This is a genomic window from Geitlerinema sp. PCC 7407 (assembly GCF_000317045.1).
In the GTDB taxonomy this organism is placed as follows: domain Bacteria; phylum Cyanobacteriota; class Cyanobacteriia; order PCC-7407; family PCC-7407; genus PCC-7407.
Genome location: NC_019703.1, coordinates 4,592,795 through 4,606,893, shown reverse-complemented (window position 1 = coordinate 4,606,893; position 14,099 = coordinate 4,592,795). Strand labels below are relative to the sequence as shown.

The following is a 14,099-nucleotide window of genomic DNA, read 5'->3' as shown; positions in this document are numbered from 1 at the left end:
TCACTGAAACTTCGTTCAGGCATCAGCCCCCATGAAGATTTCCCAAACGCTAATCTGTAGCGTTTCCTGGGGAAACCTATCTGTATGTAAAGTGTAATCGGCATCCTACCGTTCCCTGCCTCGCTCTTGCCGGAACCAGCCCAGAGGACGTCATCGCGAGCGTCCTACCGTGAATAGCCGCCAAACCTATGCGTGTTCTGATTTATTCCTATAACTATCATCCCGAACCCATTGGCATTGCGCCATTGATGACGGAGCTCGCCGAAGGCCTTGCGGCCCGAGGGCATCAGGTCCGGGTGATTACGGGTATGCCCAACTACCCAGAGCGTCGAATTTATCCCACATACCGCGGCAAGCTCTACGCAACAGAATACAAAAACGGTGTGCGGATCGACCGGAGCTATGTGTGGGTCAAGCCCAAACCCGGCCTGCTCGATCGCATCCTGCTAGATGCCAGCTTTGTGGTGACGAGCTTTTTTCGGGCGCTGGGGAGCTGGCGGCCAGACGTGATCTTGCTGACGGTGCCGCCGCTGCCGGTGAGCGTGCCAGCGGCCTTGCTGGGCTGGCTTTATCGGTGTCCGGTGGTCCTGAACTTGCAGGATATCTTGCCGGAGGCGGCGGTGCACGTGGGCCTGCTAAAAAATAAGGCCATGATCCGCGTGTTTGAGGCCCTAGAGCGCTTCGCCTACCGCACGGCAGACGTAATTAGCGTGATCACAGACGGCTTCACGGAAAACCTGGTAGGCAAGGGCGTTTCTCCCGACAAAATTGTCTGCATTCCCAACTGGGTGAATGTGAATTTCATTCGCCCGATGCCCAAGGAGAATGCGTTTCGCGCGGAGCACGGCCTCCAGAATAAGTTTGTGGTTCTCTACTCTGGCAACATTGCCTTGACCCAGGGGCTGGAGACGGTGATCGAGACGGCGTCTCGCTTGGGGCACTGCCCAGAGATTGTGTTTGTGATTGCGGGAGAGGCCCAGGCGCTGCAAAAACTCCGCGACTACTGCCAGGCCTGCGGCGTCACGAATGTTTTGCTGCTGCCCTTCCAGCCGCGAGAGCGGCTGCCGGAGATGCTGGCGGCGGCGGATGTGGGCTTGATTGTGCAGAAGCACAATGTGATTTCGTTTAATATGCCGTCGAAGACGCAGGTTCTGCTGGCGAGCGGTCGCCCGATTTTGGCGTCGGTGCCGGCGGACGGAACGGCGGCTCGAGCGGTGCGCGAAAGCGGAGGTGGTCTGGTGGTGCCGCCGGAGGATCCGGGAGCGCTGGCGAATGCGGTGATGGACCTGTACAAAAATCCTCGAACGGCGGAGGCACTGGGCCAGCAGGGACGGCGGTTTGCCCTGGAGCGCTACGCTTTCGAGCAGTCACTCAATCAGTATGAGGCGCTGTTCAAGACGATGGTGGCGGGGACGGTGGTGACGCCGCCCGCGATCGCGCCTTCGACGGGCGTGACCCACTAAGGCGACGGCGAATCAAGCCGGTTGAGAATCAGCTGAGACGGGCGATCGCCGCCGTGATCGAGGCGCAGGGTGACAATTTGGGCGGTCAGTGTGCGGGCGCTGTGGGCGCGATCGCCGGTCCCCGGATTGACCGGGAAGGCCGGAAAGCAGGCGGCGCTCAGGCTCAGGCGCAGGGCGCTGCCCGGCGCGATCGTCTGGCAGGTGGGCTGGAGCGCAAGGGCGATCGGCTGAGCCTGGGGGGTATCGATGCGCCGATAGCCCTGGCTAAAGGCGTAGACGCGCCCGTCGGGCAGCACTTCGGAGAGGACCGCGCACAGGTCAAAGCTGGGCACATCGGCCTGACAAAAGACTTCAAGCCTCAGATCGCCCGCTAGGCAAAGCTCGACGTCGAGCGGCGCGCTGCTGTAGGTCAGCACATCGCTGCGGCAGTCCACCGCGCCGCGCTCGACGGGGCCAGCGGGAAAGCTGGCGTGGCCCCCAGCGGCGGGGACGGGCCGCCACGGATCGTGGACCCAGCGATCGCGCCCTGCCTGAGACGGCGGCTGGGGCGTTAGGCGTCCATCATCGGTGCGGATGCCCGCTTCTCCGTGACTGGTCAAGAAAAAGCGCTGGGGATGGGCGGTGGGCCAGCTTGGCAGCGATCGCCACTGATTGCGCCCCATCTCAAACAGCGTGACCGGCGGGCGATCGCCCCAGGCCTCGGGCTGATCCTTCAGCCAGCGATCGAACCAGGCGATTTGCCAGCGATCGACCGGGCTCTCGGCGGCGGGGCCGTAGTCGCGATCGCCCACCCGCCGACCCCAGGGCAGGTGCCCCCAGGGCCCCACCAGCAGCGCCTGGGATTTCTGGCTATGCTCAGCGCGATCGCGATAAAAGCGCAGCGTGCCCCGCAAATAGGTGTCAAACCAGCCGCCAATGTGCAGCATCGGCAGATCGACGGCGTCCATTTGGCCCTGGGGGGAGAGCGATCGCCAGTACTCGGCCTGCGGGTCTGGGTGAGCCAGCCAGTCATGATAAAAGGAGTCCGGCGCCAGATCCCGCAGGATCTGGGGATTGGCGGGGACCGGCCCGCCCAGGGGAAGCTGGCGAGACGCCGCCAAGAGGGCGTGGTACGCCGCCTCATCCCCGCGCCGCCGCGCTGTTTCAGTGGCTAGCTGCAAGGCCCAGCCCAGATTCATTTGCAGGCAAAAAGCGCCCCCCTCATAAGCCCAGTCGCGGTGGAGGTCGTAGCCGATCATGGCGGGACACAGGGCCTGGAGCTCCGGCGGACGGGCGATCGCCGCGTACAGCTGCGTCATGCCCTGATAGGAAAAGCCATACATGCCCACCCGCCCCGAGCTGCCGGGAAGCGCCGCCGCCCAGCGCACCGTGTCTTCGCCGTCGGCAATCTCATCGGCAAACAGGCGAAAGGTCCCCTCGGAGGTGCCCCGCCCCCGGACGTCTTGGATCACAACCAGATAGCCGTGGGCAGCGTACCATTCGGGATGGGCGTACACCACGGTGGAGGCGATCGCCCGTCCGTAGGGCTGGCGCATCAGCAGCACCGGAAACGGCCCTTCCCCCTCGGGGCGATAGAGATCGGCATCCAGGCGCACCCCATCGCGGGTGACCATCGAGACGGTTTCCTTGGGCTTGACGGGCAGCATAGCGGGCGATCGCACCAAATCCACAGCTTGTTCACCATATCAAGTCTCGGCAGGATGCGCCCTGGGGCCGACTGTGCCAAAATTGGGCGATCGCTGTGGGCATCTCCCCGGGCTGCCCCACCTGCATTTGTTTTGGACTTCTCCTGGGAAAAAGGTCAGGGCCGTGAACTTTACGATTCAGAACGCGCTTATTCCGGTTGAGACAGGGTATGAAACCGTTGATGTTCATATCACCGCGGGCCGCATTGGCGCGATCGCCCCGCACCTCGACCCCCAGGGCACCCTCATCGACGGCACTCACAAGCTGCTGCTGCCGGGCTTTGTCAACGCCCACACCCACTCCTCCGAAATGTGGCAGCGCGGCATCATCCCCTCGGTGCCGCTGGAGCTGTGGATCGCCGAACTCTACGAATTCGCGCCCCTCGATCCCGAGCATATGTACCTGAGCGCTCTGGGAACCGCCGTCGAAACGCTGCTCTCTGGGGGCACCTGCGTCGTCGATCACGTGGTGCCGATCCCTGGCAAAGAAATCGAGAGCGTGGCGGCGGTGGCCCAAGCCTATCAAGAAGTCGGTATTCGCGCCTTCGTCGGCCCCCTGATCCAAGACCAAGTGGCGGGTGCTGGTATGCCTGCGGGCAGCAGCCCCAGCGACATTGGCCGCTGTCTGCGATCGACCCGCGAGACCCTAGAAATCCTGGAGCAAATAGCCCAGCGGTTCCATGAACCCGACGCGGGCGTGAGCATCATGACAGCGCCCACAGGGATTCAGCTGTGCTCCGATCGCCTCTTTGAGGGCTGTGTGGAACTGAGCGATCGCTACCAGCTGTGCCGCCACTCCCACCTCCTGGAAACCAAAGCCCAAAAGCTCCTCGCCCAAGAAAAATACGGCTGTAGCGCCGTGCAGCATCTCAAAGAAATCGGCTATCTAGGCCCCCAGACCTCCCTGGCTCACTGCGTGTGGCTGGAGGACGCCGAAATCGACATCCTCGCGGCCACCCAGTCCACCGTGGTGCACAATCCCCTCAGCAACCTGCGCCTGGGCAGCGGGATTGCGCCCCTGCTGACCTATCGACAGCGCGGGGTGAACGTGGCCTTTGGCTGCGACGGGTCCGCCAGCAATGACGCTCAGGATCTGCTAGAGGCGATCAAAATCGGCTCGATTTTGCACAACATCACTGACTTTGACTATCGCCAGTGGATCACGCCCCGTCAGGCAGTCGAAATGGCCTCCCTGGGCGGCGCCAAGGGCCTCGCCTCGGGCGATCGCTTTGGCTCCCTCACGGTGGGCAAAGACGCCGATCTCGTGCTCTACGACCTCACCAGCCTGTCGCTGCTGCCCCGCACGGACCCCATTGGGCTGCTGATCCTGGGCCGCCCAACCAATGCGATCAGCCATAGCTGGGTGCGCGGCCGCCCCGTGATCGCCGACGGCCAGATCACCACGACCGATGTTGCTCACCTGCGCCAGCGCCTGTTCGAGCTGTCGAGCTGGATTCCCCAGCGCCAATCCAAGACGGTCCAGGCCATTGAGGCCCGCTACCGCAGCGTGATGGGCCTGCCGGACTAGGGGCCACGGGGTGGGCGATCGCCCCTGAATCCCTGAAAAAATAAATCTGCATAATTTAACGGCACTCCTGCCCGCGCCTTGCTCCAATAAAAGCAGAAGCGTTTGAGAAGCAGGATGGGACTCAAGGGGCAGTTTGCGCGCTGGGTCAGCGTGCTCGGCCTAGCGGGATTGGTGGCCTGTAGCGGCCTGACTTCAACCGATATTGCAACCGATATTGTGGGGGAGGCAACCCCAATGAACCTCGAAAGTACTGCTTTTGCAGCGGGCAGCGAAATCCCGTCGCGCTACACCTGCGATGGCGACAACCGATCGCCTGCCCTGACTTGGGAAGCGCCGCCCGAAGGCACCGGGAGCTTGGCGCTGGTGGTTGAAGATCCCGATGCCCCTGGAGGGACCTTTGTGCACTGGCTGGTGTACAACCTGCCCCCCGAGACGCGATCGCTGCCCGAAGGGGTGACGCCCGACAGCCGCTTGGCCAATGGTGCGCTCCAGGGCAAGAATGACTTTGGCAAAGTCGGCTACGGGGGGCCGTGCCCGCCTCGGGGCACGCACCGCTATTTCTTCAAGCTCTATGCTCTCGGTTCGCCCCTCAATTTGCCGCCAGCAGCGCTCAAAGGCGAAGTGCTCAAAGCGATGCAGGGCAAGGTCTTGGGCCAAGCAGACTTGATGGGGCGCTACACGCGCCAGCGCTAGAGCACGGCCCAGCGGAAGCGCGATCGCCCTTAGAAGGGCAAAACTCGGCATTTTGGCCAGTTTTGGCCGGTTTGGGGCTCTAGGCACGCTAGAGCCTGGGAAGCTCCCGGTTTGGAATCCCAGCAGTTGTTGCTAAAATTTTCGATTAGCTTTCAGGTTTGTGACAAAACATTGCGCGATCGCCTGGAAGTCGAGTCGTCAACAGACGGCAGTGGGGTGAGGTTCCTTCCAGTAAAAATGTCCGGATTTGCGTCTAGGCGATCGCATGGGTTAAAAACCCTCGGAGTCGCCTGAAAGCCGTTCGCTCTCTTACAACCATCTCCGTGTATAAATATCTTCTCCCCCTCGGTGTTTTGGCTGTGACCGGTGCGCCCGTGGTGGCAGCCCCCCAACCAGCCGCCCTCGTGGCGCAAGCTAGCTCTGATCAGGAGCTGCGCGATCTCCTCAAGCAAGGACGAGAATTAGTCCAATCCGGGGACCTGACAGGAGCGCTGGCCGCCTACGAGCGCGCCGCCACCCTGTCCCAGGACAATCCCCGCATCTTCTCTGGGATTGGCTATGTGCAGGCGCGTCAGGGCAACTATGCTGCTTCGGCAGAGGCCTATCGGCGGGCGATCGCCCTCGACAACAAAAACGCCGATTTCTACTACGCCCTCGGGTTTGCCCTGGCCAACCAGGAAGACTATCGCGGAGCCAGCGACGCCTATCGGCGATCTGCCCAGCTCGATCCCAAAAACATTAATGCCCACCTCGGCCTAGGAACGGTCCTCTATCGCCAAGGAGATCCCGCAGGCGCCCTTCAGGCCTATCGCCAGGTCACCAGCCTCGACGCCAAAAACTGGCAGGCCTACGAGTCCATTGGCTCGATCTATTTGCAGCAGGATCGTCCCCAGGATGCGCTGCGCTCGTTCCAGCAGGCCTTGGCGATCGCCCCCAATAGCGGCAACGTCCACCTCAAGCTTGGCGTCACCCAGCTTCTGATGGGCAATACCCAAGCGGGCATCGCCTCTCTTGAGCGCGCCGCTGAGCTAGAGCCCCGCAATGCCGAGGTGCATCTGCAAGTGGGTAAAGTCCTCCAGGCCCAGGGCCAAAATGAAGCGGCCCTCAACTCGCTGCGGCGCGCCGTGGCCCTGCAGCCAAACTTGGCCGAGGCCCAAGCCGCGATCGGCGAGGTGTACATCAACCAAGAAGACTACCTCCGGGCGATCGTCGCCTACCGACGGCTGCTGGAAATTACCCCCAACAATCCCACGGCCTACTACCAGCTCGGCGTCGCCCTCAAAGGCCGCGATCGCCCCCAAGAAGCCAAAGAAGCCTTTAACCGGGCGCGGGATCTGTTCCGTCAGGCCAACGACGCAGAAGGCTTGCAGAAAGCCGAAAGTGCCCTAGACGGCCTGAATTAAGCCCAGCGGCTTTGCCCGAATCTTCCAGGCCCTTGATGATCTCAAGGGCCTTTTTTGAATCTCGGTGCGGCGACTCTCTGGCATTGGTTGAGCCGCTACATTAAGGTCACTGCCTGCTGAAGCTCGTGCTTGGTCGATGGCAGCACTCACTTTTATCTTCTGCGAGATCTGTGTGAACGCAGAGCCGTCTTTTTCGTCTCCTTCGGCTATTGAGCAGCGCTATAGGCGACTCCAAGCAGAACTCATTGGCGGTGTGGTGGCCTTGGTGGGCGTGTTTGTGGCCGGGACGCTGTGGTATTGGCTGGTAGAGGGCTGGCCCTGGACCGACGCTGCCTACATGACCATGATCACCCTGGCGACGGTGGGCTACGGCGAGATCCATCCTCTGGGCGATCGCGGTCGATTGTTTACGATGACGCTTATTTTGCTGGGCGTGATTAGCATCGGCTACATCGTCAACCGATTTACAGAGGCTCTGATCCAGGGCTACTTTCAGGAAAGAATTCGACTGCAACAGCGACGGCGGCTGATGGACACCCTAGCCAATCACTACATTATTTGCGGGTTCGGTCGGACCGGCCGGCAGGTAGCTCTAGAGTTCGCGGTCGAGGGAATCACCTTTGTGGTGGTAGACCTCGATGGGGCGCTGCTGCAAACAGCCCAAGACCTGGGATATCCGGCGCTCCAGGGAGACGCGACGCTGGATGAAACCCTGTTGCGGGTCGGGATCGACCGGGCTGCGTGCATCGTGGCGGCGCTGCCGTCCGACGCCGAGAATCTGTACACGGTGCTCTCTGCCAAGACCCTCAATCCCAAAATTCGCGCGATCGCCCGCGCCAGCACCGAGGAAGCCGTGAAGAAAATGCGGCGAGGCGGGGCTGATGTGGTGATCTCGCCCTACATCACGGGCGGAAAACGCATGGCAGCGGCGGCGATCCGGCCCGAAGTGATGGACTTTTTGGACGGGACGCTGACGGGAGGCGATCGCGCCTACTACCTAGAAGAATTCTTGATCGATCCGGAGACCTGCCCCTTGGTTGGTCTCTCCCTGCGGGACGCGCGCCTGCGATCGCAGTCCGGCGCCCTGGTGCTGGCCATTCGGCGCTCTGAGGGCGCCCTCACCGTGGGGCCGACCGCAGACACCCAGCTATTGCCGCGCGATGTCATCATTTGCCTGGGCACCGCTGAGCAGCTCCGCAGCCTCAACCAAATCCTCAGCCCGAGGCAGGGAAAAAAACTGCGCCTGCCTCGTTCGAGTTCGAGCTAAGGGCGATCGCCCCTAGTCCAGCTTCAGCGCATTCACGGGCACCTCGTCCCAGGTTTCGACCGTGCGCATCCGCGCCACCCAGCCTTCGGCTTTTTGCTGGGGCGTCAGATTCTGCTCAAAGGACTTGTGGCATTCCTTCGCGTGAGCCTCGCTCTTGCTGGCAATGCAGGAATACAAAATTCCGATCGGATCAATCTGCTCATTTACCCAGATTGTCATGGTCTCCCCCTAAAAATCGTGTCGGCAGACTCAGGCTTGCGCCGCTTCCATGGTCTACCGAAGTGCTGAGGGGAGCAAGGGGCGAAAGACCTTTGTTCACACAAAGCCCGCTAGGCCTCTAGCGCGTGCCGCCGCTGTCGCTTGTGGTTGGGCCGCCATCGACGGTGGGCGTGTAGTCCTCCGCCCACGCGGGCTGAAACCACAGGCCTACAACCATCACAACCATCAAGCCATTCATCAGCAGCGCGATCGCTGTTTTTGGAGGATTAAGCCTAAACTGAAAACTCGAGGCTAGAGAGGCGTTCATCAGCAGTAACCGAGGCTGGGGAACAAATGGACGAAAGCCGGAAAGTGAGGGCGAGCGAGCGGGGGACGTTGATGATACTATGCCGTACTCTCCACCCCCAAGGATGTGATAGCCCATCCACTACAAGCGTGATGTTGGGGTCCTTTGCGAGTGACTAAAACCCCTGACCCTTGTGCCCAAATCAGGAATAATGAGTGACTCAGATCACAAAGCTTCTTGCACATCCATCGTACTTGCAGATCCGATAACTGAGTAGCGGACCATCAATTTCAACCCACTGTCCGCAAGGCTGCTACTCCTTTTTACGGGGCCAAAGTACTCAAAGCCGGATCAGTGACCCGACAAATTCGCCAATCGGGTAGCAAAGTTGCCCCGATCCGCTGATAAAACTCAATGGCCGGTGCGTTCCAGTCGAGAACATTCCACTCTAGGCGGCCATAACCGCGATCGCGGGCCACCTGGGCGACCCCCTGGATCAGCGCTTTGCCTATCCCTTGACCGCGATAGTCCGAGCGCACAAAGAGGTCCTCAAGATGCAAACCGGGACGAGTCAGGAACGTGGAATAGGTTGGAAAAAAGAGGGCGAAGCCCACCAGCTGGTGACGGACTTCAGCCACTAGCACTTCGGCATAGGGGCGATCGCCAAACAAGTGGCGCTCCAAGTCCGCCTCAGTCCCCACCATTTCTGGGAGCAGGCGCTCGTAGTCTGCCAAGTCCCGAATGAGTCCGAAAATTGCCCCTGTATCCGTCGAGACAGCCGGACGTATCAGAAAATTTGCAGACATTGCCCTCCTCGAATTCCCTTCAGTCACTAAACTTGCACAGACATATACCCACCCAATCCTACACGCACAATCACTAAAATTCTGCATCCGTCTTTACCTTGAAATCCCAAAAATCTCAGGATTTTCTAGGAAGCCTTAAGGTTCACGACCTCAGAATGTCAGCGATCGCTCAAAAACCGACCAAAAACTTCATCGATCAGCGAGGATGCAGCGCCGTTCCTATTTCAGCCAGCCCTGCAAGCGTCGGGCGACCTGAGGCCGCCGCAGTTTGCGCATCGCTCGAGTCTGGATCTGGCGGACCCGCTCTCGGGACAAATTGAAAATGTTGCCGACCTCCTCCAGCGTATGGGTTTCGCCGGTCTCAATGCCGTAGCGCAGGCACACAATCTCTTTTTCGCGCTCCGTGAGGACCTCGCTGAGCACCTCAGCGATTTCCTGGCGCATCATGCGCTCGCTCATCTGGGCTTCGGGCGATCGCGAATTGTTGTCCTCCAGTAGATCTACGAGCTCCGTATCCTCTTCGCGGCCCACCCGCACGTTCAGCGACAGGGACTGGCGGCGCACCTGCAACAGCTGCTGGAGCTGCTCTTCCGTGATTTCTAGGACCGTTGCCAGCTCCGCCTCCGTCGGCGGGCGCTTGAGGTCGCGGCGCAGCTCTCGCTGGGCCTTCTTGAGCTTGTTGAGCTTCTCGACGATGTGGATCGGTAGCCGGATCGTGCGGGCATCGTTGGCGATGGTGCGGGTAATGCCCTGACGAATCCACCAGTAGGCGTAGGTCGAAAATTTGTAGCCCTTGTCGGGGTCAAACTTCTCCGTGGCCCGGTTGAGGCCCATGGCTCCTTCTTGAATCAGATCTAGAAACGGCACCCCCCGATTGAGGTAGCGCTTGGCGATGGAGACCACCAGCCGCAGGTTCGAGCGGATCATTTTGCGCTTGGCGACCTGGCTGCGGTGCAGCCGCTGCTCTAGCTGGCGCTCGGTCAGGCCCAGCGCGTCGGCGAGTTCTGCCTTGTTGGGGCGGCGGCCGTGCTCTTCTTCAAATTGAGCTCGCAGCTCCTCGATCTCGTTGAGCTGCTGAATGTGGCGCGCCAGCTCGACTTCTTCGTCTGGCTTCAAGAGGGGGTAGCGAGCCATCTCCTTGAAGAAGGCGCCGACGGCGTCGTCGGAGGCATCTTTGCGATAGCTGCTGGTGCGGGTGCTGGGGGCAAGGGAGGTCATGGCTGACTCCTCGGTCAAATGGTCTTCGGTTAAACGGTCTTCAAAAGTGCTAGGAGCGTCTTCGGTTGGGGGATGGCGAAGCGTTGTGTCAGTGTCCATAGCCGTCAAATACTAAATCGGAACTGAAAAGAGCTGAAACTCAAAAAGGGTCGCTTTTCTCCTGGGGGCTTGGGATAGGAGGAAGAGCGATCGCGAATCAAATAATGGTCTGAGCTTGAATCAAAGCGGTTGTCAATGAAGGCTCAGATCTGGCGTAGATTGAGGGCTTCTAAAGAGTGCTGAAAGTGTGCTCAGGTGAAGAAAACTGATTTTGCTTGATGATATCAGGCAAATTTTGAGATTTTGGAGGCCTAGGAGCCTTCTAAGTACAAAAACAAGCATTTTAAAAAGCCAGATGCTCTAGATTTCCGTCAGTCGTGCTGGATTCGGCGTCATCAGTAACGCTCTGAGCCGTTATTCAGGATTTCATGAATAAAGATTAGGATTTCCTTAAGATTTCTCGTTTGGGACGGGCTAAGCAACTGAACAATTGCCATAGAAAAGTGCCAAGAGAATGGGTTTGCGCAGGTCTATTCATGCTGAAGTTAAAAGCGTATACCGCAGGATTTGATTCTGAATTCGAGGAAGAGAAATGAGGATGTGGTCTGCTTCTAGAATCCCACAGGAAAAAGGTTTTGCTGATCTATCAACGGGGAGAAATTAAACTTAAAAAGACTGTTTAGAAATAATTTAGGGTGATGCTAATGTTCTGGAAATTGTATGCCAAATGAGGGATAAGAAAATCTATCAAAATAAACTCTAAAACCTGGCTTGAGTCAATGACAGGGTGCCAAAAATATGGGCCTACGGACAGAAATAGGTATGATTTTTAACCCATCAGGCTGATGATTTGAAGCTCTCTAAAAGGGGGACTGCTGATCCCCGAGAGGCTCTGGCGGCGATCGCGATCGCCTGCGGACTGATTTAGGTCTTTGGCAGGTGGGAGGCAGAGCGGGCCTACCGCAGCCATTGATACGTGCTCGCTGGCCCGCCCTACGCCAAAGCCCCGGAACTATTGCAGTTCCGGGGCTTTGGCAAAAGGAAGACGCTAAGGGCGATCGCTAGCTGCGAAAGCGGCTTTTGGGGACGCGGCCGAGCTGGTAGGCACCCGCGCGATCGAGCTCTTGGTAGTCACCTACCCGGAGACCGAGCTGGCGCATCCGCTCGGGATAGGCCAGCACCAGTACAGTGTCGGAGCTGCCAGGGGGTGCGGCGGTCTGAGCAAGGTACTCTAGGGCCGACTGAGTGCGGGCAAAGTACTTGACTGGGCTACGGGTGTAGAACACCACGCTGGGTTTCTTGAAGCCCACCATGACGAGCTCTTCGTTGGGCTGGCGCAGCTGCACCACGGTCTCGGAGAGCTGACGCAGGGGCTGCTGACGCTCGGTGTCAAACAGCGTGGCGACGGGCAGCAGCACCAGCAGGATAAACAGCACCAGCCCCGCGAGGTTGACGCTCCAGAGCCAGCGGCCCTGGCGCCGCCAGAGCAAGAAAATCCCCACCAAGGCGGCGATCGCCCACAGACCGCAGCCCAGGGTGACCAAACCCGATCGCTGCAGCAAGATCGGGAAGTTTGGCATGGCCGGATCTTTGATTTGATCGACCACCGTCTGGCCGTAGCCCAGGCCCCCAGCCAGCAGACCCATCACAAGGATATTCAGCCAGGCGCTGACCAGAAAGCCCCAGCGGTGGCCGCTTTGGGGTGCGGGCTCGGAGTCCCCAGCGGCGTCGCGGCTGGCAGAAACGGGCGGCGCGATCATGCGCTCGCTCCACAGCAGCCCCACCAAAATCGCGGCGGCGGGCATCAGCGGCAGCACGTAGCTAGGCAGCTTGGTGACGGCAATGGTGAAGAAGCCAAAAATGCCGGCAAACCAAAAGAGGGCGAACATGCCCAGGTGGGTATGGCGCGGCTGCAAAACCCACTGGGACCGTTTCCAGAAGCGCAAACGGGCGATCGCCACCGGCAAAAAGATCGACCATGGCGCAAAGCCCCAGCCCACCACGATGAAGTAGAAATACCAGGGCGCGGAGTGGTTGTTGACCACGCTCGTAAAGCGCTCCAGGTTGTGATAGCCAAAGAACGAGTCGATGTAGGCTTCTCCGTTGGCGGCGATCACCGCGATGTACCACGGCAAAACCAGGCCCAGCACCAGGGGCAAGCCCCAGATCAGGCCCATTTCCCGCAGCACGCGCCAGGTCCCCATGTAGGCCACAAAGGCCAAAACGATCAGGCCTGGGAGCACAATGCCCACCGGTCCCTTGGTCAGGACGGCCAGGGCAATCAGCAGATAAAAGGCCAAAAACCAGCCCCGCTGGACCTGGGGCCGCTCAGGCTGGGCATAGCCGACGAAAAAAGCCAGCAGCGCTGTCCCCATGCAGCCGGACAGCAGCATGTCCGAGACGCCCACCCGGGCCCAGGCGATCGTCTCGGGTGCGAGGGCGATCAGGGCGCTGCCGATCCAGGCGGAGAGCCAGAGGGGACGGGTGTAGAGCGGGGCCGCCGTGGCGTCGGCCGCCTCCTCTTTGCCCAGGCGAGGATTGGGATAGCCGAAGCGGCGCAGGACGTAGAAGCCAAAGGCCATCAGCCCAAAGGCCGCGATCGCCGACGGCAGGCGGACGGCCCACTCATTGACCCCGAGCACGGTGTAGGCGATCGCCTGAAACCAGTACACCAAGGGCGGCTTATCAAAGCGCGTCTCCTCGTTAAAGTACGGCGTGATCCAGTCGCCCGTCACTGTCATTTGGCGAGACGCCTCCGCAAATAGCGGCTCCGTTTCGTCCACCAAGCCAATGCTGCCGAGCTTCAGAAAAAAGGCCACAAAGCCTATCCCAACGAGCCACAGAACCGAAAAGCTCCAGAGGGCCGTGGGATGGCGCTCCCAAGACTGAAAAAATCGATGAATTGGACGATCAAGGCTAATTTTCATGAAATTCGAGGAACAAACAGTGAACGGGCCAACCCAACCCGAGGGTAGCGCGCCAGCGCATTGCGCCGATGGTCTACCGCAAACTTCTGACCGCGGGCAAGACTTCAAGACGCATGTCTGCCCCGGGCAGTTGCAGTTGACTTGGATATTTTCCCAGACCCGTTCCTGCCAGGAAACGGTGTCCACCGTCTCGGTCCTCGGGAGACCAGCGATCGCCGTCTGAGGCCATTGCCGCTGCGGGGGCGATCGCTAGCCGATAGGCTTGACGCGCTGCACCCCGCCAAAGATGGCCTCCCCTTGCAACTCCGCCATCGCCGGATGGACTTCGATTTTAGTCACCGTGGCCAGATTGACAAAAATCGTCTCGGTTTCGGTGTGCAGCGTCCACCAGGGATGCTCCAAAATCCGGCGCACCATCTGCTGAAGATCGTTGGTGGTCGAAACGGTTTCGAGGGGAACGTTGAAGCTCTCGACTGTGCCGTTGAGGTAGTGAAAGGAAAAGATGACCGGAATTGCGCCGCTGGGGGCTTGCATGGTGCCTGTCCTTTCGAGAAGTATGAAATCA

The 14,099-nt window shown here is 60.0% G+C and carries 12 protein-coding genes; 5 read left to right on the top strand and 7 right to left on the bottom strand.

From position 1 onward, the window contains the following. Positions 1–188: 188 nt before the first annotated feature. On the top strand, positions 189–1,463 hold the full coding sequence (locus GEI7407_RS18855; protein WP_015173813.1) for a glycosyltransferase family 4 protein: 1,275 nt from the start codon (positions 189–191) through the stop codon (positions 1,461–1,463). Here GEI7407_RS18855 and GEI7407_RS18850 read toward each other — a convergent pair. Next, positions 1,460–3,109: a CocE/NonD family hydrolase gene (locus GEI7407_RS18850; protein WP_015173812.1), complete on the bottom strand. Its 1,650-nt coding sequence runs from the start codon at positions 3,107–3,109 to the stop codon at positions 1,460–1,462. The genes GEI7407_RS18855 and GEI7407_RS18850 overlap by 4 nt on opposite strands. 163 nt (positions 3,110–3,272) lie before the next feature. Here GEI7407_RS18850 and GEI7407_RS18845 point away from each other — a divergent pair, with 163 nt between their 5' ends. From GEI7407_RS18845 to GEI7407_RS18830, 4 genes are all read left to right on the top strand, one after another. Next, a complete protein-coding gene (locus tag GEI7407_RS18845) occupies positions 3,273–4,676 on the top strand; it encodes an amidohydrolase (protein ID WP_015173811.1) in 1,404 nt (467 codons plus the stop codon). 114 nt (positions 4,677–4,790) lie between these two features. Next, on the top strand, positions 4,791–5,369 hold the full coding sequence (locus GEI7407_RS18840; protein ID WP_015173810.1) for a YbhB/YbcL family Raf kinase inhibitor-like protein: 579 nt from the start codon (positions 4,791–4,793) through the stop codon (positions 5,367–5,369). 323 nt (positions 5,370–5,692) lie between these two features. Next, complete coding sequence (locus GEI7407_RS18835) at positions 5,693–6,772, top strand: tetratricopeptide repeat protein (RefSeq protein WP_150109825.1); 1,080 nt, start codon at positions 5,693–5,695, stop codon at positions 6,770–6,772. Positions 6,773–6,908: 136 nt separating this feature from the next. Further along, positions 6,909–8,039 (top strand): TrkA family potassium uptake protein, encoded by a 1,131-nt coding sequence (locus GEI7407_RS18830; protein ID WP_015173808.1) that lies wholly within the window; start codon positions 6,909–6,911, stop codon positions 8,037–8,039. A gap of 12 nt (positions 8,040–8,051) precedes the next feature. On the opposite strand, the gene GEI7407_RS18825 is transcribed toward GEI7407_RS18830, so the two are convergent. The 6 genes from GEI7407_RS18825 to GEI7407_RS18800 all read right to left on the bottom strand — a co-directional run bounded on the left by GEI7407_RS18825 (position 8,052) and on the right by GEI7407_RS18800 (position 14,068). Next, entirely contained in the window at positions 8,052–8,258 is a 207-nt protein-coding gene (locus tag GEI7407_RS18825) for a hypothetical protein (RefSeq protein ID WP_015173807.1), read from the bottom strand. Positions 8,259–8,376: 118 nt separating this feature from the next. Then, positions 8,377–8,565 carry a hypothetical protein gene (locus tag GEI7407_RS21225; RefSeq protein WP_015173806.1) on the bottom strand — a complete coding sequence of 63 codons (189 nt, stop codon included), beginning with the start codon at positions 8,563–8,565 and terminating at the stop codon, positions 8,377–8,379. Positions 8,566–8,867: 302 nt separating this feature from the next. Beyond that, complete coding sequence (locus GEI7407_RS18820; RefSeq protein ID WP_015173805.1) at positions 8,868–9,350, bottom strand: GNAT family N-acetyltransferase; 483 nt, start codon at positions 9,348–9,350, stop codon at positions 8,868–8,870. A 219-nt stretch (positions 9,351–9,569) separates the two neighbouring features. After that, positions 9,570–10,667, bottom strand: a complete 1,098-nt coding sequence (locus GEI7407_RS18815; RefSeq protein ID WP_015173804.1) for an RNA polymerase sigma factor, RpoD/SigA family — start codon at positions 10,665–10,667, stop codon at positions 9,570–9,572. A 1,001-nt stretch (positions 10,668–11,668) separates the two neighbouring features. Beyond that, positions 11,669–13,534, bottom strand: coding sequence for a glycosyltransferase family 39 protein (locus tag GEI7407_RS18810; RefSeq protein ID WP_015173803.1), 1,866 nt, complete (start codon positions 13,532–13,534; stop codon positions 11,669–11,671). Positions 13,535–13,783: 249 nt separating this feature from the next. After that, positions 13,784–14,068: a hypothetical protein gene (locus tag GEI7407_RS18800; protein WP_015173802.1), complete on the bottom strand. Its 285-nt coding sequence runs from the start codon at positions 14,066–14,068 to the stop codon at positions 13,784–13,786. Positions 14,069–14,099: the final 31 nt, after the last annotated feature.

Coding starts and splice junctions, on each gene's coding strand:
- GEI7407_RS18830 (WP_015173808.1), top strand. CDS start 6,909: ATGGCAGCACTCACTTTTATCTTCTGCGAGATCTGTGTGAACGCAGAG.
- GEI7407_RS18820 (WP_015173805.1), bottom strand. CDS start 9,350: ATGTCTGCAAATTTTCTGATACGTCCGGCTGTCTCGACGGATACAGGG.
- GEI7407_RS18825 (WP_015173807.1), bottom strand. CDS start 8,258: ATGACAATCTGGGTAAATGAGCAGATTGATCCGATCGGAATTTTGTAT.
- GEI7407_RS18850 (WP_015173812.1), bottom strand. CDS start 3,109: ATGCTGCCCGTCAAGCCCAAGGAAACCGTCTCGATGGTCACCCGCGAT.
- GEI7407_RS21225 (WP_015173806.1), bottom strand. CDS start 8,565: ATGAACGCCTCTCTAGCCTCGAGTTTTCAGTTTAGGCTTAATCCTCCA.
- GEI7407_RS18815 (WP_015173804.1), bottom strand. CDS start 10,667: ATGGACACTGACACAACGCTTCGCCATCCCCCAACCGAAGACGCTCCT.
- GEI7407_RS18810 (WP_015173803.1), bottom strand. CDS start 13,534: ATGAAAATTAGCCTTGATCGTCCAATTCATCGATTTTTTCAGTCTTGG.
- GEI7407_RS18800 (WP_015173802.1), bottom strand. CDS start 14,068: ATGCAAGCCCCCAGCGGCGCAATTCCGGTCATCTTTTCCTTTCACTAC.
- GEI7407_RS18840 (WP_015173810.1), top strand. CDS start 4,791: ATGGGACTCAAGGGGCAGTTTGCGCGCTGGGTCAGCGTGCTCGGCCTA.
- GEI7407_RS18855 (WP_015173813.1), top strand. CDS start 189: ATGCGTGTTCTGATTTATTCCTATAACTATCATCCCGAACCCATTGGC.